Below are 16389 nucleotides of genomic sequence, written 5' to 3' on the forward strand. Positions count from 1 at the left end.
GGTTATGCGGACCGGGCACCGTCGCGATCGGCCTTAGTCGCCCGGAACACCCAGCGCCTCGGCTACTAGGTCCAGGAACCAGGCCGCGGCGCCGGCGGACGAAACCGCAGCGTCCCAATAGAGGTTCACGTCGAACTCGGGCATATCGAAGGGCAGCTCCCGGATGGCCACCGGCCACTGCTCCGCCATCCTGGCCGCCATTTGCCGCGGCAGGATCGCCGCCATGCCGCAGCCGACCACCACTTCAGCCAGCGCGGAGAAGTGCGGCACACGCAGCGCGACCACGCGTTCCACCAGCAGTGCCCGGATGGCCTGCTCCACCTGGTCATGTCCCGTGGCCGGGTCCATGGCCACGTGCTTCAGGGCCAGAAAATCGTCCCAGGAAATGCGCGGTTCCGGCGCCGCCACCTCGGCCGGCAATACGCAAACGTAGCGCTCATCGACGACGACGGTCCGGCGGCCGGACACCTCCAGCGGAACGCTGGCGATGGCGCCGTCGATCTCGCCGTGCGCGAGCCAGCCCGGAACTTGGGAGATCTGCATCGGGACCACCTCAAGGCTGGCGCCCGGCGCCTGAGCCACCAGACTCTTCATGATCCGCGGCAGGAAGGCATTCTCGCCGATGTCCGTCAGGCACAGCCGGAATGTCCTGCTGGTCGTGGAGGGATCAAAGATCCGGTCCGCGTCCACGGCGTCGTCGACGGCGATCACCGCCTTGCGGAACACAGTAGCAAGCGCGGAGGCGCGGGCTGTCGGCTCATATCCGGCCGGGCCGCGGACAAACAGCGGGTCGCGCAAGGCGCGGCGCAGCCTTCCCAGGGCGTGGCTGACGGTCGGCTGGGTTAGGGCCAGTTCCCGCGCGGCGCGGGTCACCGAGCGGTGGTCGTAGATGCTCAGGAACGTGCGGAGCAGATTCAGATCGAGACTCACGCCATGATTATAGATGTGTTCTATGTGCGTACTCGTATTTATTTATTTGTCAGCATAGCTTGGAGCTTCTAGCGTGGATAAGAACATCAACCCCGGATAGGAAGCATCACCATGACTAGTGTCAATGACGCCACATACCAGCTCCTGCGCCGGCACGGGCTCACCACCATTTTCGGCAACCCGGGTTCCAACGAGCTTCCGTTCCTTGCGGCCATGCCCCACGACTTCCGCTATGTCCTGGGCCTCCACGAAGGCGTGGTGGCCGGCATGGCGGACGGCTACGCCCAGGCCACCCGCCGGCCCGCGATGGTCAACCTGCACGCAGCCTCCGGATCGGGCAACGCGATGGGCGCGCTCACCAACGCCTGGTACTCGCACACACCGCTGGTGATCACCGCGGGACAGCAGGTCCGCGCCACCATCGGCCAAGAGGTCATGCTCTCCAACGTGGATGCCGCTTCGCTGCCCCGGCCGCTGGTGAAGTGGAGTGCCGAGCCGGCCTCGCCCCGCGACGTCGTCCGCACCATCGGCCAAGCCATCCACACCGCGGCCCTGGAGCCGTCGGGGCCCGTGTACGTCTCCATTCCGTACGATGATTGGTCCCAAGAGACCGGACCGGAAGACGAGCACCTCACCGCGCGCGCCGTCGAACACGCCGGCGAGCTTTCCGACGGCCAGCTCGCGGAGCTGGTGACGGCGCTCGACGCGGCCGTGAATCCGGTGCTGGTCCTCGGACCCGACGTTGACTCCGCGCGGGGAAACGCCGACGCCGTCACGCTCGCCGAGCGTCTCGGCTCCCCTGTCTGGGTGGCGCCCTCCGCCCCGCGCTGCCCTTTCCCGACCACACACGCCGCGTTCCGCGGCGTGCTGCCCGCTTCCGTCGACGGCATCACCCGGTTGCTGGCTGGGCATGACCTGATCGTGGTGATTGGTGCCCCGGTGTTTCGCTACCACCAGTACGAGCCAGGGGATTACCTGCCAGAGGGTGCCTCCCTGCTGCAGATCAGCTGCGATCCGGGAGAGGCCGCCCGCGCACCCATGGGCCGCGCCGTGGTCGCCTCGATCGGGCCGGCCCTGCGACGCCTGGCCGCGGCCGTGGCACCTCGCGGCGGGCAGCTGCAGCCGCGCGAAAGGCGGGGCGTTCCTTCCCAGACGGCGCAGGGGCCGGCGGATGGAGCCCCGCTGGCCCCGGAAGCGGTGTTCGACCTGATCAACGATCTCGCCCCCGAGGATGCGGTTTACGTCAACGAGACGACGTCGACGGTCGGCGCCTTCTGGGACAGGATGGACATGCGCCACCCCGGGAGCTACTACTTCCCGGCCTCGGGCGGGCTCGGGTTCGGCATGCCGGCCGCCGTCGGGGTCCAGCTGGCCGAACCAGAGCGCCGCGTGGTGGCCTTCATCGGCGACGGCTCCGCAAACTATGGCATCACGGCCCTGTGGACGGCGGCCCAGTACGGGATCCCCGTGGTGTTCGTGATCCTGAACAACGGCACCTACGGCGCCCTGCGCGGCTTCGCGGCGAAACTCAATGCCCTCGATGCACCCGGCCTGGACGTACCCGGCATCGACTTCGTGTCACTCGCCGCAGGATACGGCGTGGACGCTGACCGCGCTGACTCACTGGAAAAGCTGCGCGACTGCATCGCCAAAGCGTTCGCCTCCGAGCGGCCTACCCTGATCGAAGTGCCCATCTCCACCGTCTCCCCCTTCTGAGCTTTCCTGACGAAAGGTAACATCATGACTCTCTCTGACACCTATCTCGATACGTTCCTAGACACGGCCCGCTGGGATGGAAAAATCAACATCGCCGGATGGATCGAAGGATCCGGCGGCGGCCGGGACGTCCTCGAGCCGGCTACCGGAACCGTTCTGGGCCGCTTCGGTGTCGCCTCAGCCGCCGACGCCGGGCGTGCCGCCACCGTGGCCGCCAAAGCCCAGCAGGAATGGGCCGCCAAACGCCCGGAGGAACGCGCCGCAGTCCTGCGCCGCGCCGGCCAGCTCTGGGAAGAGCACGCCGAGGAAATCCAAGGCTGGATCATCCGCGAAAGCGGCGGCATCCCCGCAAAAGCCGCGCTGGAAACGCACATCGCCGCCAACGAATGCTACGAGGCCGCCGCGCTGCCATCGCACCCGGCCGGAGAGGTTCTGACCTCCAACGACGCGCGCTGGTCCTTCGCGCGGCGCCGGCCCGCCGGCGTCGTTTCCGTGATCGCGCCCTTCAACTTCCCCCTTATCCTCTCCATCCGCTCGGTGGCCCCGGCTCTGGCCCTGGGCAACGCTGTGCTGCTGAAGCCGGACCCCCGGACCGCGGTGTGCGGCGGCGTCGCATTGATGCGGGTCTTCGAGGAGGCCGGCCTGCCTCCGGGCGTACTCTCGCTCCTGCCAGGTGGCGCCGATACGGGTGCCGCCGTCGTCGAGGCCCCGGAGGTCCGCGTGGTGTCCTTCACCGGTTCGACGGCGGCCGGCCGTAAGGTGGGCGAGGCAGCTGCCCGGCACCTCAAGCGCGCGCACTTGGAGCTTGGCGGCAACAACGCGCTGATCGTGCTGCCCGGCGCCGACTTAGCGAAGGCCGCATCCGCGGGCGCCTTCGGCTCTTTCATGCACCAGGGCCAGATTTGCATGACCACCGGCCGGCACCTGGTCCACGAGTCTGTCTACGAAGCCTACGTGGCCGCCCTCAGCGAGAAGGCCGCCCACCTCCCGGTGGGCGATCCGGCCGGCGGTGCAGTGGCACTGGGGCCGATTATCGACGCGGCGCAACTCCAGCGCATTCACGCGATCGTCGAGGACGCCGTCAAGGCGGGCGCCCGGGTGGCCGCGGGCGGAACCTACGAAGGGCTCTTCTACCAGCCCACAGTGCTGGCGGACCTCCGCGCGGACAACCCGGCTTTTGCCGAGGAAATCTTCGGCCCCGTCGCCCCGGTGATCAAGTTCTCCTCCCTCGACGAGGCGGTGGAACTCGTCAACGCCAGTGCATACGGGCTCTCGGTCGGAATCTTGGGCGAGGTCGGCACGGCCATGGAACTTGCCGACCGGGTTAACTCGGGCAAAGTTCACATCAACGAACAAACCGTACTGGACGAGGCCAATGCGCCCTTCGGCGGCGTCGGGGCGTCCGGGACCGGCTCGCGGTTCGGCGGGGCAACGGCCAACATCGAGGCGTTCACCGAGGTCCAGTGGCTGACCATGCGCCCGGAGATCGCGCCGTACCCGTTCTAGGGTGAGCGAGGCACATGAATTCATGGAGCGCCCCCGTCCGTGAGCCGTGAGCTACGCCGCGGGCGGGGCACCGCGCTTCCATCGGGGGGCCAGGCTCGGCCCCTTACACGTCACAGCCTGTGCGGTCCCTGATCATCCCGGCCAGCACTTCAGTGTTGCCGACGGTGAGGTTGGTCCGGCCACCGCAGGAGTAGTTCTCCCCGGCGCGCGAGAAGTAGGCCAGCAGCACCCGCGGTCCGGGTTGGCGATGTCAGGGGGGCCCTGCGACGGGGCGGTGGTCGGTGAAGGCACGGTGTTTGCTCCTGGGGCGCAGCCGGATAGGCCAGTGGCCAAGAGCGCGCCGGCCAGCGTTCCGGCGCCAAACCTCAGCACGGAACGCCGGCCAACGGCATCTTGGTGGGCATGTCCATGAGGATCAGTTGATCCGTCGTCCGCCCAGCCAGCTGACCATGGCGGGGTCGCGGTGGTCGAAGAAGAGGCTCGCACCGGTGTCCAGCGCCGCGATCCGGCCCATTTGTTCTTCGGTGAGCGTGAAGTTGAAGACGTCCAGGTTCTCCGCCATCCGCTCTGGCCGGACGGACTTGGGGATGACCACGACGTCGCGCTGGATGAGCCAGCGCAGCACCACCTGGGCGACAGATTTTCCCTGTGCTTCGGCGATGGCACTCAGGACGGGATCGGTGAACAGGTTGTTCTTTCCCTCTGCGAAGGGTCCCCAGGACTCGATCTGGACGCCGCGTTCGCGCATCAGCACCTGGTCGGCTTCGCGCTGGTGGAACGGGTGGGTTTCGATCTGGTTGACCGCGGGGACGATCTCGTTGTGGTCAATGAGGTCCACCAGACGGTCGGGGTGGAAGTTCGAGACGCCGATCGCGCGGGCACGTCCTTCCTTGTTGATCTCCTGCATGGCGCGCCATTCGCTGTAGTAGTCACCGAGGGGCTGGTGGATCAGGTACAGGTCCACGTAATCAAGGCCGAGGCGGTTCAATGAATTGTCGAACGCGCGCTTGGCGTCGTCCTGGACGTTGCCGGTGGGGGCGTGCTGGATCCAGAGCTTGGTGGTGACAAAGAGCTCATCGCGGGCGATCCCGCTCGCTTTGATCGCCGCGCCGACGGCCGCTTCGTTGCCGTAGGAGGCGGCAGTGTCCAGGTGGCGGTAGCCGGCGGCGAGGGCAGCTTCGACGGCGGCCTGGGTTTCCTCGTCGGGGATCTGGAAGACGCCGAAGCCGAGGATTGGCATTTCGACGCCATTGTTCAGGGTCACAGTTTTCATGGTTTCCTTTTGTTCGGGTAGAGGTGCGGGGGCTATCTGATAGGTGCAGGGTCAATGAGTTTTCATGCTGCTTTCCTTTGACCGTGGCGCAGCCTCATGGAGGCAAAGACGAGAATGACGAGGATCAGCGCGGTCCACCCGAGGCTGGCGCGCAGTCCTTCCATGAAGCCCTGCCCCGCGAGGACGGCGCCGAAGATCGCGACGCCGAGGGAACCTCCCACTTGCCGGGCCGTGTTGACGACGCCGCTGGCCGTCCCGGCGCGTTCCGCGGGCACATTGTCCATCACCAGCGCGATGATCGGCGGCACGGTGAAGGATCCGCCAACACCTACCGGCACCATCACGAAGGCGACGAGCAGCACCGGCGCGTCCTCAGGCAGCAGGCACAGCCCGGCGAGGCCCACAGCCATGAGCAGCTGTCCCGCCGCGATCAGGGCTACCTGCCCGAAACGGGCCATGAGCCGGGCCACCAAGGGATTCAGGATGGCAACCAGGGCGGTCATCGGCAGGAATAGCAGCCCGGTCTCCGGCGCCGTGGCCCCCCGCTGCTGCTGGAAGTACAGGCTTTGCAGGAAAACGACGCCGTAGAAGGCCGCCATCGTGGCCAGGGCAACGCCGAGCGTGGTGGAGACGGTTCGGGAACTGAACATGTCCAAGGGGATCATCGGGGCCCGCCCCTTGACCTGCACCACCATGAATGCCGTCAGCGATACGGCAGCCAGGGCAAAGACGGCGAGGATTTCGGGGCTTCCGTAGCCGGCGGAGGCGCCCTCGATGATGCCGTACGTCAAGCTTGCCAGTGCCAGCACGGCGGTGATCTGCCCCGCCCAGTCGAAAGGCATCGGCCGGCGCGGTGACCGGGCCACACGGGCAAGGACCAGCAGCGCCGTGGCCCCGACCGGCAGGTTGACGAAGAAGATGAGCCGCCAGTCGATTTCGGTGAGGACACCACCGAGCACCGGTCCGGCCGCGGCCGCGACGGAGCCGCCCAACCCCCAGTACACGATGGCCCGGCCCCGCTGCACCGCTTCCTGGTAGGCCTCCCGGATGAGGGCCAGGGAGGCAGGGGTGATCAGCGCGGCTCCGATGCCCTGCAGGATCCGTCCCGCGACCAGGGCGGCGAGGCCGGGGCTGAAGGCGCAGGCAGCGGACGCCACGGTAAACAGGATCATGCCGATCCCGTAGGCGCGGCGGGCACCGACCCTGTCCGCGAACGTCCCCGCGAAGAGTTGGAGTGCCGAGAACATCAGCGTGTAGCCCGTGACCACCCATTGAAGCCCGGCCAGTCCGCCGCCGAAGTCGTTCCGGATCGCAGGGAGGGCGACGTTGACGATCTGGGCGTCCAGGGCAACGACGAAGAAGCCCAGCATGGCCACAGCCAGCGATGCCCGCGGTTTGACCGCTACGGGGCGGATGCTGACAACAGACGCAGGCATGGCGTCCTTTCGCTCGGGAAAAGTAACTGGTTCCAGAAAACCAGCTCCTTTAGACGCGGAGGAGTGCCTGTTGTGCGGTGTACTGCCAGTTCCTGTTAGAGCCGCCTTGCGGCGTCGTAGCGTAGGGGGATGGACAACACCAAGGACGTCCGCGAGTTCCTCATGAGCCGCAGAGCGCGCATCACCCCCGCCCAGGCCGGCCTTACCTCCTACAGCGGAACACGGCGGGTAGCCGGACTCAAACGCGAGGAAGTCGCCATGCTGACCGGAGTCAGCACCGAATACTACGCCCGTCTCGAACGCGGAAACCTGCGCGGAGTCTCTGACTCCGTCCTCGACTCACTCGCCCGCGCCCTCCAGCTCGATGAAGCCGAACGGGCCCACCTGTTTGACCTGGCCAAAGCTGCCGCACCGTCCCGTCCAGCCGGCAACCGGCGGGCACGCTCCGACGTGCGGCCAAGCGTCGAACGGATCCTCGCCGGGATGACCGGCGCACCCGCGTACGTCCGGAACTCCCGCATGGACATCGTGGCAGCGAACAACCTCTGCTTCGCCCTCTACACCGGCATCCTCAGCCCCGACGCCCTTCCCCTGAACCTCGCCCGGTTCATGTTCCTCGACCCCCGCTCACAGGACTTCTTCGTTGGCTGGAACACCCTCGCCGACGATTTCGCCGCCGCACTGCGCGCCGAGTCCGGCCGCAACCCCCGCGACCGATACCTGAACAGCCTCATCGGTGACCTCGCCGCCGGTAGCGCCGAGTTCTCCACCCGCTGGGCCCGTCACAACGTCCGTTTCCACCGGACAGCGCGCAAAACCATGCGCAATCCCCTCATCGGCGAGATCGAACTCACCGGCGACGCACTCGAACTTCCCGGAGAAGGCATGACAATGATTGTCTACACCGCCGAACCAGGCAGCCACGCCCAGGAACAACTCGACTTCCTCGCCAGCTGGAGCAACGCCGGGAAGCGTCCGGTCGAACCGGCCCTTGCCAGTCCAGCCCTGCCCAAGCCGTCTCAAGACGATCAATAGCCAGCACCAGGGCGCACCTTGCGTTCTACGCCGGCCGAGTCGCTGCGCCAGGCAGTCAACGAGATGTACAGCGAGGCAACCGTGACGGCTGGGGACGTGGCCGAGGTCATCGCGTTCGCTGTTCAACGACCGAAGCACCTCGCGATCAACGAGATCCTGCTCCGCCCGGCGGCCCAGGTCTGATTAGCCGAATGAACACGCAGCGTGGGGCCGCCGACAATCATGACACTGAGGACCGAGAACGGGCGAACCCTCTGCGCCGAAGGAACCAAGAAGAAGGAGAAACTATGTCATCCAACAAGCGATTGACTCTGAACAACGGCGTCGAGATGCCTGCCCTGGGCTTCGGAGTTTTCCAGACGCCGCCCGCCGAGACCGCCGAGGCCGTGAGCGCGGCGCTGTCCACCGGATACCGGCTCATCGACACAGCGGCCGCCTACGGCAACGAACGCGGGGTGGGTGATGCGATCCGTGCAGCCGGTCTTCCGCGCGACGATGTCTTCATCGAATCGAAGGTGTGGATCAGCGACTACGGCTACGACGAGACCCTGCACGCGTTCGAGAAGAGCGCCCGCAAGCTGGGCGTCGAGGTCATCGATCTGTTCCTCCTGCACCAAGCCCTGCCGGGCGAGTTTGCCAAAACTGCTGCCGCGTACCGGGCGCTGGAGAAGCTGCTCGCCGATGGCAAGGTTCGCTCGATCGGCGTGAGCAACTTCATGCGCCCGCACCTCGAGGCCCTGCTCTCCGAGGCCACGGTGGTTCCCGCGGTCAACCAGATTGAGGTGCACCCCTACTTCACGCAGGCGGAGCTGCAGGCGTTCGGGGCCGAACATGGAATCCTCACCCAGGCCTGGTCGCCCATAGGCGGGATCACCTCTTACCGCGGGGAACACGCAACGAGCACCTTCGAAGACCCGGAGATCCTTGCTATCGCTGAAGCCCACGGGAAGACTGCCGCCCAGGTCATGTTGCGCTGGCACCTCCAGGAGGGCCGGGCTGCTATCCCGAAGTCCGTGAAGGCGGCACGCATCGCCGAGAACTTCGACGTGTTCGACTTCGAGCTCTCGGGTGACCAGCTCGCCCGGATCGACGCGCTCGACACCGGGGTACGGGGCGGTCCCGAAGCAGAAGCCATCACCCTGGAATCCTTCGGACGGGACATCCCCGAGGACTGACCGACGCGGCCGGCGCGGTGTGCCGGCCGGCGGACAGCCGGTAAAGATCCCTCCAGGTAGCCAGGATCGTTAGGCGAAAGGCTTCTCGCAGCCGCAGGATCGCCGAACCAGCAGCTCCGTCGGGAAGATCAGGTGCTCAGGTTCGTGGCCGCGCGGCGTCTGGAGGAGTGCCCTGACAGCAGCTTCTGCCATGGCCTGCGCGGGCTGTTGGACAGTGGTCAGCGGCGGCCAGCAATATTCCGACTCCGCCGAACCGTCGAAGGAGGCTACTGCGATGTCATCAGGAATCGACAGGCCCGCCTCGTGGATGGCCCGGAGGATGCCCACAGCCTGCATATCCGAACTCGCAAAGATCGCAGTTGGCCGGCTCGCTGCGGCAAGGAGACGGCGCCCGGAGGCGTAGCCGCCGTCGCGCGTGAACGGGCTTCGAACGATGGAACCTTCCGGCAGCCCCGCTTCCGCTAGGGCCTGCAGCCAGCCTTGCTCCCTGCCGTCAAAGTAGTTCCCGGTGTTCGTGCCCATCGCCAGGGCGATGTTGGTGTGGCCGTGGCTGATGAGATGTTCAACCGCGGATTTTGCTCCGGCCGCGAGATCCACGCCGACGCTGTTGAACCCGGGGGCGTCGGCGCTGTGGTTCAGGAGCACCGCGGGTATTTCCGCCGCTTCGAGATCAGCGAGGTCCGGTTCCATCAGGACGCTGGACAGCACGACGCCGTCGACCTGCCGGGCGGCCAGGTTGCGGATGTTGCGGCGCTCCTTGGCGAGGTTGCCGGCGGAGTTGGTCAGCACCAGGGCGTAGCCGAGTTCGGCCGCGGCGTCCTCGACGGCGTGGGCCAGCAGGGAGAAGAAGGGGTTGCTGTTGTCCGGGATGACCAGGCCGATGGTCTCACTGGAGCCCAGCTTGAGCGCCCTGGCCGCCGCGTTGGGGCGGTAGCCCAGCAACCGGATGGCTTCCTGAACCTTGGCCTCGGTGGCCGGGGCCACGTTCTTGGGTCCGCCGTTGACCACGTAGCTGACGACGGCGGTGCTCACGCCGGCGTAGCGGGCGACGTCCTTGCGGGTCACCTGGCTGCGCTGGGCAGGCACTGCTGGAGTGGTCATGGTCTTCATGCTAGCTACATCCCCGCCGGGGCGTCGCCGACGTCGCGGATTGGCAGCCGTTCCCCGCCGCGCAGGGCGGATTGGTGGGCCACAATGCCGGGCAGCGTGAACCGGGCAGCCACCCACGCATTGACCGGCGGGAGCAGACCTTGGTTCACGGCGGCGGCTCCCACCACGCCGATGGAAAACGTCATCGTTCAAATCCTCTCAGAGCCGACACTAATTCTCCCCATCCAATCTACACGAGTCAATACCAAGGTCAAGAGCCGGGATATGCGGCCGCAATACAAGGGAAGGGGGTTGCGGTGGCATATCTACGCGTGTAGATTCGATGGCGATTGTTAGTCGGATCACACTTCAGGAAGGGTCGACGATGACCACCCTTACCAAAAACAGCGCCCCGGCCCGGGGCAAAGAGCCGCTGAATCCCATCAGGAAGCGCCGGCGGGAGGGCCTGGGCGACCTGAGGATCGCGTTGTTGTTCATCCTGCCCGCGATGATCGGGTTCGTTGTCTTCTACGTGGTGCCCACCGTCCGCGGCATCTACTTGAGCTTCACGGAGTACAACATCCTTGGCGACCCCGAGTGGGTGGGTTTCGACAACTACGTGGCGATCGCCAAGGATCCGCTGTTCTGGAACTCCCTGGCCGTCACCGGCCAGTACGTCCTGATCAACATCGCCCTCCAGACGGCCCTGGCACTCGGCCTGGCCCTCCTGATGAACAGGGTGGCAAAGTCCACCCTGGTCCGCGGCGCGCTGCTCCTGCCGTACCTGATGTCGAATGTGATCGCCGCCCTGCTCTGGTTCTGGATGCTCGATTACCAGATCGGCGTCGTGAACCAGTTCATCGAATGGGCCGGGCTGCCACGCGTCGCCTTCTTTGGCAGCGAGGAGTGGGCCATCCCCACCCAGGCCCTGGTCAACACGTGGCGCCACATGGGCTACACCGGCCTGCTGCTCTTCGCCGGCCTGCAGGCCATCCCGCAGCACCTCTACGAGGTGGCCAAACTCGACGGCGCCTCAGCGTTCCAGACCTTCCGCAAGATTACGCTGCCGCTGCTCCGGCCGGTCCTGGTCCTGGTGCTCGTGGTGACGGTGATCGGTTCGTTCCAGATCTTCGACAGCGTGGCGGTGACCACCCAGGGCGGACCGGTCAACGCGACCCGCGTCATCCAGTACTACATCTACCAGCGGGCCTTCACGGAGTCCGACTTCGGCTACGGATCCGCCATCGCCGTCATTCTCTTCCTCATCCTCGCCCTGGTGGCCTTCATTCAGATGAAGTTCCTCAAGGGCAACGAGTCGGACCTGGACTAAGGAGTCCCGCATGACCACCTCCACCACCAGCCGCGCACCGCAGCCGGCCGCCGCCCGCCGCCGGCCCTTCAACGCCCGCCGCGCGGGCGCCTGGATTCTCCTGGCCCTGGCAATCGCCGTCTCAGTGCTGCCGTTCCTCTGGGTCCTCCGCACAGCCTTGTCCACCAACGGAGCGCTGGCCTCCCAATCGGGCAGCCTGCTTCCGGCGGACTTCACTCTGGGCGCCTTCAAGCGCGTCCTCGGCCTGCAAAGCCCTGCCGAGGCCGTCGCGGAAGGAGGATCCGGGGCCGCGATCAACTTCTGGCTGTACCTGCGCAACTCGATCATCTTCTCCTCGATCACCACCGCCGGGGCCGTGTTCTTCAGCGCGATGGCCGCCTACGCCTTCGCCCGGCTGCGCTGGAAGGGCCGCAACGCGGTCTTCAGCCTGTTCCTGGGCACCATGCTGGTCCCGCCGATCTTCACGGCCCTGCCCAACTTCCTGCTGATCAAGAACCTAGACCTACTCAACACCATGCTTGGAATGGTCCTGCCCTACGTGTTCATGACCCCCTTCGCGATCTTCTTCCTCCGGCAGTTCTTCCTGAACATGTCCCGCGAAGTCGAAGAGGCAGCCATGCTGGACGGCGCAAAGCACCTGCGCATCTTCTTCCAGATCGTTCTGCCCAACGCCGCGGCACCCATTGCGACGCTTGCCCTGCTGACTTTCATCGGCCAGTGGAACGAGTACTTTTGGCCGCTGCTGGTCGGTTCCCAAAACGACGTACGGGTCCTGCAGGTGGGGCTCGGCGTCTTCAAGTCCCAGTCTCCCCAGGGAGCACCCGACTGGTCCGGCCTCATGGCCGCCACCCTGATTTCGGCCCTGCCGGTGCTCATCCTCTTCGCCGCCTTCGGCAAGAAGATCGTGAACTCCATCGGATTCTCCGGCATCAAGTAGGTCCCTCACCAAGAATCTCCTAACCAGCCGCTCCCGGCACCCCCGTGCACCAACGAAGAAAGGTCCATCATGAAGAAGCCCATAAGCACTGCCGCAGCCGCCGTCGCTGCCGCCGCAGCCATCGCCCTTTCGCTGTCCGCCTGTGGCGGCGGATCCTCCGCCACATCCGCCGAGGCCAAGGGCGAAATCAACTACTGGCTCTGGGATGCCAACCAACTCCCCGCCTACCAGCAGTGCGCTGACGATTTCACCAAGGCCAACCCGGACATCACAGTCAAGATCACCCAGCGCGGCTGGGACGACTACTGGAGCACACTTACCAACGGCTTTGTCGGCGGTACGGCCCCCGACGTCTTCACCGACCACCTCGGGCGCTACGGTGAGCTCGCCAAGAACAAGCAGCTCCTGCCCATTGATGAGGCAGTTAAGAAGGACAACGTGGACCTGACTGCCTACAACGAGGGCCTCGCCGACCTCTGGGTGGGCCAGGACGGCAAGCGCTACGGCCTGCCCAAGGACTGGGACACGATCGCCCTGTTCTACAACAAGACGATGCTCAGCGACGCCGGCATCTCCGAGGACCAGATGAAGAACCTCACCTGGAACCCGCAGGACGGCGGAACCTACGAGAAAGTCATCGCCCACCTGACGGTGGATAAGAACGGCAAGCGCGGAGATGAGGCCGGCTTCGACAAGAACAACGTTGCCGTCTACGGCCTCGGGCTCAACGGTGGCGGTGACTCCTCAGGCCAGACGGAGTGGAGCTACTTCACCAACACCACAGGCTGGTCCCACACGGACAAGAACCCGTGGGGCACGCACTATAACTACGATGACCCCAAGTTCCAGGCCTCCATCGACTGGTTTGCCGGGTTGGTCAAAAAGGGCTACATGCCCAAGCTGGAGACCACCGTCGGCGCGAGCATGGCCGATACCTTCGCAGCCGGGAAGTCCGCCATCAACGCCCACGGATCGTGGATGATCGGCCAGTACACGGGCTACAAGAACGTCAAGGTGGGCATCGCCCCCACCCCTGTGGGACCGGAAGGCAAGCGCGCCAGCACGTTCAACGGACTCGCCGACTCCATCTGGGCCGGCACCAAGAACCCCGCCGCTTCCATCAAGTGGGTCGAGTACCTCGCCTCGGCCGCCTGCCAGGACGTCGTCGCTTCCAAGGCGGTTGTCTTCCCGGCACTCAAGGCCTCCTCCGACAAAGCCGCCGCAGCGTTCAAGGCCAAGGGTATTGACCCCACGGCATTCACCGAGCACGTCAAGAACAAGACCACGTTCCTGTACCCCATCACCGACAACACCGCCAAGGTCAAGGGCATCATGGAGCCCGCCATGGACGCCGTGGTGTCCGGCAAGGCTCCCGCCAGCTCCCTGACCCAGGCCAACGAGCAGGTCAACAGCCTGTTCAAGTAGGGCACTCCCAAAAGCCGTGGCTGCGGATGTGCCCGCAGCCACCCGGGCCGGATGCCGCCGCTTCCTCCTCGCGACGGCGGCATCCGGACGAAGCCGGCACCGCCTTTCCACCGGCAGCACCACCGTTTCCGCGTCACCGTACGCACACCATTACTGAAAGAGACCCCACATGGACCTCCTGCACCTCCGTTCCGCCGGTACCAGCCTGGTGATTAACTTCGAGAGCGGGGAGGCCGAGGTCATCCACTGGGGCGCGGACCTTGGCGAGACCCTGCCGGACCTGGCCATCCTCGGCGAACCGATTCCCCACTCGGCCATTGACGCGACCGTGCCCGCCGGCCTCCTGCCGCAGGCCTCGTCCAGCTGGCGGGGCCGTCCCGCCCTCCGCGGCCACCGCATCACCGACGCCGGCTCCGGCCTGGACTTCTCCCCCCGCCTCCGCGTCGTGACAGCCAGCGCCCGGGGAAACTCCGCCGTCATCGTCCACAGCGACCCCGACTCCGGCATCACCGTGGAGTCCACCCTGGAACTTCATGAGGGCGGCCTGCTGGAGCTCCGGCACAGCGTGACCAATGACGGCGCCACGGCATACCAGCTCGATGAGCTGGCAACAGTGCTCCCGGTGGCGCCGGACGCCGTCGAACTCCTGGACCTCACCGGACGCTGGTGCCGCGAACGCCACCCGCAGCGCCGCCCCCTCCAGCAGGGCACCTGGGTCCGCACCGGGCGGCACGGCCGCACCGGACACGACTCCTCGCTGCTGTTCGCGGCCGGCACCGCCGGCTTCGGCAACCGCCAGGGCAAGGTCTGGGCCACCCACCTGGCCTGGAGCGGAAACCACGAACAGTTCGCGGACACCATTGGCGACGGCCGCACCATGATCGGCGGTTCCGAACTCCTCGGCCCCGCCGAAGTCATCCTCCAGCCGGGCGGCAGCTACACCACACCGGCACTCTTCGCCGCCTACTCCGAGCGCGGCCTGGACGGCATCAGCGAAGCGTTCTACAGCTGGTTCCGGTCCCGCCCGCACCACGTGCTCCCGGCCGCGTCAGCCGCCGGGGCCGGCAACGCAGGTGCCGGCAAGCCCCGCCCGGTGGTGCTCAACACCTGGGAAGCGGTCTACTTCAACCACGATCTGCCCACCCTCATCGAGCTGGCGGATTCCGCCGCCGATCTCGGCGTGGAACGTTTCGTGCTCGACGACGGCTGGTTCCGGGGACGCCGCGACGACCACGCGGGCCTGGGCGACTGGTACGTGGACGAGTCCCTCTGGCCCAGCGGGCTCACGCCGCTGATCGACGCCGTAACATCCCGCGGGATGGAGTTCGGGCTCTGGGTGGAACCGGAAATGGTCAACCTGGACTCCGACGTCGTCCGGGCGCACCCGGAGTGGATCGCGGGCCCCTCGGTCCAGAGCTACAAGGACGGTGGCCGGCTGCCGCTGGAGTGGCGGAACCAGCACGTCATCGACCTGGTCAACCCCGCCGCCTGGCAGTACATCTATGACCGCATCGACGCCCTGCTGCGCGAGAACAACATCAGCTACCTCAAGTGGGACCAGAACCGCGATCTCACCGAGCACGGCCACGCCGGCCGATCCTCGGTCCACGAGCAGACCCTCGCCGCCTACCGCCTGTTCGACGAACTCCGCAAGGCCCACCCCGGCGTCGAGATTGAAAGCTGCTCCTCCGGCGGCGGCCGAGTGGACCTTGGCATCCTCGAACGCACCGACCGCATCTGGGCCTCCGACTGCAACGACGCCCTGGAACGCCAGACCATCCAGCGCTGGACCGGCATCGTGGTCCCGCCGGAGCTCGTGGGTGGACACGTCGGCCCCACCACGTCACACACCACCGCCCGCACCCACGATCTGTCCTTCCGGGCCATCACGGCACTGTTCGGCCACTTCGGCATGGAATGGGACGTCCGGGAGGTCCGGGGCGCCGAGCGTGAGGAACTCAAACGGTTCATCGCCCTGTACAAGGAGCACCGCAACCTCATCCACTCCGGGCCCATGGTCCGGGCGGATATCGCCGACCGCTCGCTCCTCCTCCATGGCGTGGTCTCCCCCCGCCCGGCAGAAAAGGGCACGACGGCGGCTCTGTTTGCCCTGGTCCGCACGGGCACCTCTCTCGCTGAACAGACGGGCCGGATCACGATCCCCGGGCTGGAATCTGAGCGCCGCTACCGGGTGGACGCAGTCTTCCCGGCACCCGGCGACGCGGACTATGCCCACACATTCACCCAGGTCCGTCCCCCGGCTTGGCTGGCCGACGGGGCCGAGGCTGGCGGACGCTTCCTGGCCGAAGTGGGCCTGCCCATGCCCATCCTCAATCCGGAACACGCCGTGGTACTGAAGTTCACGGCCCTCTAGGCGCCGGAAACGACGACACCGCAGCCTGCCCCGCCGTTCCCCACTCTTGCGGGTAGAGGGAACGGCGGGCAGGCACCGCTCCGCCCTGTCCTCATTCCGCGGATCCAGACACCACTGGACCGGGGTGCGGCGTTGTTTCGTCTGCCCGGTCTTGTCGGCTGCC

General features: G+C 66.5%; 13 protein-coding genes and 1 pseudogene. 9 read left to right on the plus strand and 5 right to left on the minus strand.

Translation table 11 applies throughout. From position 1 onward, the window contains the following. Positions 1 to 33: 33 nt before the first annotated feature. On the minus strand, positions 34 to 930 hold the full coding sequence (locus ACFVVK_RS08905) for a LysR family transcriptional regulator (protein WP_390266062.1): 897 nt from the start codon (positions 928 to 930) through the stop codon (positions 34 to 36). Between the two features lie 111 nt (positions 931 to 1041). On the opposite strand from ACFVVK_RS08905, the gene mdlC reads away from it, so the two are divergent. After that, positions 1042 to 2646 (plus strand): benzoylformate decarboxylase, encoded by a 1605-nt coding sequence (mdlC, locus tag ACFVVK_RS08910; RefSeq protein ID WP_390266063.1) that lies wholly within the window; start codon positions 1042 to 1044, stop codon positions 2644 to 2646. Positions 2647 to 2670: 24 nt separating this feature from the next. Then, a complete protein-coding gene (locus ACFVVK_RS08915; protein WP_390266064.1) occupies positions 2671 to 4152 on the plus strand; it encodes a benzaldehyde dehydrogenase in 1482 nt (493 codons plus the stop codon). Positions 4153 to 4567: 415 nt separating this feature from the next. Here ACFVVK_RS08915 and ACFVVK_RS08920 read toward each other — a convergent pair whose 3' ends face one another. Both ACFVVK_RS08920 and ACFVVK_RS08925 read right to left on the minus strand, forming a co-directional pair. Continuing rightward, positions 4568 to 5425 carry an aldo/keto reductase gene (locus ACFVVK_RS08920; protein ID WP_390266065.1) on the minus strand — a complete coding sequence of 286 codons (858 nt, stop codon included), beginning with the start codon at positions 5423 to 5425 and terminating at the stop codon, positions 4568 to 4570. A 62-nt stretch (positions 5426 to 5487) separates the two neighbouring features. Continuing rightward, positions 5488 to 6861, minus strand: coding sequence for an MFS transporter (locus tag ACFVVK_RS08925; protein WP_390266066.1), 1374 nt, complete (start codon positions 6859 to 6861; stop codon positions 5488 to 5490). A gap of 129 nt (positions 6862 to 6990) precedes the next feature. On the opposite strand from ACFVVK_RS08925, the gene ACFVVK_RS08930 reads away from it, so the two are divergent. The 3 genes from ACFVVK_RS08930 to ACFVVK_RS08940 all read left to right on the plus strand — a co-directional run bounded on the left by ACFVVK_RS08930 (position 6991) and on the right by ACFVVK_RS08940 (position 9071). Next, on the plus strand, positions 6991 to 7896 hold the full coding sequence (locus ACFVVK_RS08930; RefSeq protein WP_390266067.1) for a helix-turn-helix transcriptional regulator: 906 nt from the start codon (positions 6991 to 6993) through the stop codon (positions 7894 to 7896). Between the two features lie 18 nt (positions 7897 to 7914). Next, positions 7915 to 8079: a hypothetical protein gene (locus ACFVVK_RS08935; RefSeq protein ID WP_390266068.1), complete on the plus strand. Its 165-nt coding sequence runs from the start codon at positions 7915 to 7917 to the stop codon at positions 8077 to 8079. A gap of 104 nt (positions 8080 to 8183) precedes the next feature. Next, positions 8184 to 9071: an aldo/keto reductase gene (locus tag ACFVVK_RS08940; protein WP_390266069.1), complete on the plus strand. Its 888-nt coding sequence runs from the start codon at positions 8184 to 8186 to the stop codon at positions 9069 to 9071. A gap of 69 nt (positions 9072 to 9140) precedes the next feature. Here ACFVVK_RS08940 and ACFVVK_RS08945 read toward each other — a convergent pair whose 3' ends face one another. Next, the gene (locus ACFVVK_RS08945; protein ID WP_390266070.1) at positions 9141 to 10172 is read right to left on the minus strand and encodes a LacI family DNA-binding transcriptional regulator; all 1032 of its coding nucleotides are present in this window, start codon (positions 10170 to 10172) and stop codon (positions 9141 to 9143) included. A 14-nt stretch (positions 10173 to 10186) separates the two neighbouring features. Beyond that, a pseudogene (locus tag ACFVVK_RS08950) lies at positions 10187 to 10333 on the minus strand (gfo/Idh/MocA family oxidoreductase); the annotation flags it as partial. Positions 10334 to 10545: 212 nt separating this feature from the next. On the opposite strand from ACFVVK_RS08950, the gene ACFVVK_RS08955 reads away from it, so the two are divergent. The 4 genes from ACFVVK_RS08955 (at position 10546) to ACFVVK_RS08970 (ending at position 16226) form a co-directional block, all read left to right on the plus strand. Further along, positions 10546 to 11490: a carbohydrate ABC transporter permease gene (locus ACFVVK_RS08955; RefSeq protein ID WP_390266071.1), complete on the plus strand. Its 945-nt coding sequence runs from the start codon at positions 10546 to 10548 to the stop codon at positions 11488 to 11490. 10 nt (positions 11491 to 11500) lie between these two features. Beyond that, positions 11501 to 12427 (plus strand): carbohydrate ABC transporter permease, encoded by a 927-nt coding sequence (locus ACFVVK_RS08960; RefSeq protein ID WP_390266072.1) that lies wholly within the window; start codon positions 11501 to 11503, stop codon positions 12425 to 12427. A 69-nt stretch (positions 12428 to 12496) separates the two neighbouring features. Then, the gene (locus ACFVVK_RS08965; protein ID WP_390266073.1) at positions 12497 to 13852 is read left to right on the plus strand and encodes an ABC transporter substrate-binding protein; all 1356 of its coding nucleotides are present in this window, start codon (positions 12497 to 12499) and stop codon (positions 13850 to 13852) included. Between the two features lie 169 nt (positions 13853 to 14021). Beyond that, the gene (locus tag ACFVVK_RS08970) at positions 14022 to 16226 is read left to right on the plus strand and encodes an alpha-galactosidase (protein WP_390266074.1); all 2205 of its coding nucleotides are present in this window, start codon (positions 14022 to 14024) and stop codon (positions 16224 to 16226) included. The last annotated feature ends 163 nt before the right edge of the window (positions 16227 to 16389 follow it).

The sequence above is a fragment of the Arthrobacter sp. NPDC058192 genome (assembly GCF_042883665.1).
Classification (GTDB): domain Bacteria; phylum Actinomycetota; class Actinomycetes; order Actinomycetales; family Micrococcaceae; genus Arthrobacter.

Excerpts from the sequence above, each read along its gene's own strand:
- mdlC (WP_390266063.1), top strand. The coding sequence starts at position 1,042 with ATGACTAGTGTCAATGACGCCACATACCAGCTCCTGCGCCGGCACGGG.
- ACFVVK_RS08915 (WP_390266064.1), top strand. The coding sequence starts at position 2,671 with ATGACTCTCTCTGACACCTATCTCGATACGTTCCTAGACACGGCCCGC.
- ACFVVK_RS08920 (WP_390266065.1), bottom strand. The coding sequence starts at position 5,425 with ATGAAAACTGTGACCCTGAACAATGGCGTCGAAATGCCAATCCTCGGC.
- ACFVVK_RS08925 (WP_390266066.1), bottom strand. The coding sequence starts at position 6,861 with ATGCCTGCGTCTGTTGTCAGCATCCGCCCCGTAGCGGTCAAACCGCGG.
- ACFVVK_RS08930 (WP_390266067.1), top strand. The coding sequence starts at position 6,991 with ATGGACAACACCAAGGACGTCCGCGAGTTCCTCATGAGCCGCAGAGCG.
- ACFVVK_RS08940 (WP_390266069.1), top strand. The coding sequence starts at position 8,184 with ATGTCATCCAACAAGCGATTGACTCTGAACAACGGCGTCGAGATGCCT.
- ACFVVK_RS08945 (WP_390266070.1), bottom strand. The coding sequence starts at position 10,172 with ATGACCACTCCAGCAGTGCCTGCCCAGCGCAGCCAGGTGACCCGCAAG.
- ACFVVK_RS08955 (WP_390266071.1), top strand. The coding sequence starts at position 10,546 with ATGACCACCCTTACCAAAAACAGCGCCCCGGCCCGGGGCAAAGAGCCG.
- ACFVVK_RS08960 (WP_390266072.1), top strand. The coding sequence starts at position 11,501 with ATGACCACCTCCACCACCAGCCGCGCACCGCAGCCGGCCGCCGCCCGC.
- ACFVVK_RS08965 (WP_390266073.1), top strand. The coding sequence starts at position 12,497 with ATGAAGAAGCCCATAAGCACTGCCGCAGCCGCCGTCGCTGCCGCCGCA.
- ACFVVK_RS08970 (WP_390266074.1), top strand. The coding sequence starts at position 14,022 with ATGGACCTCCTGCACCTCCGTTCCGCCGGTACCAGCCTGGTGATTAAC.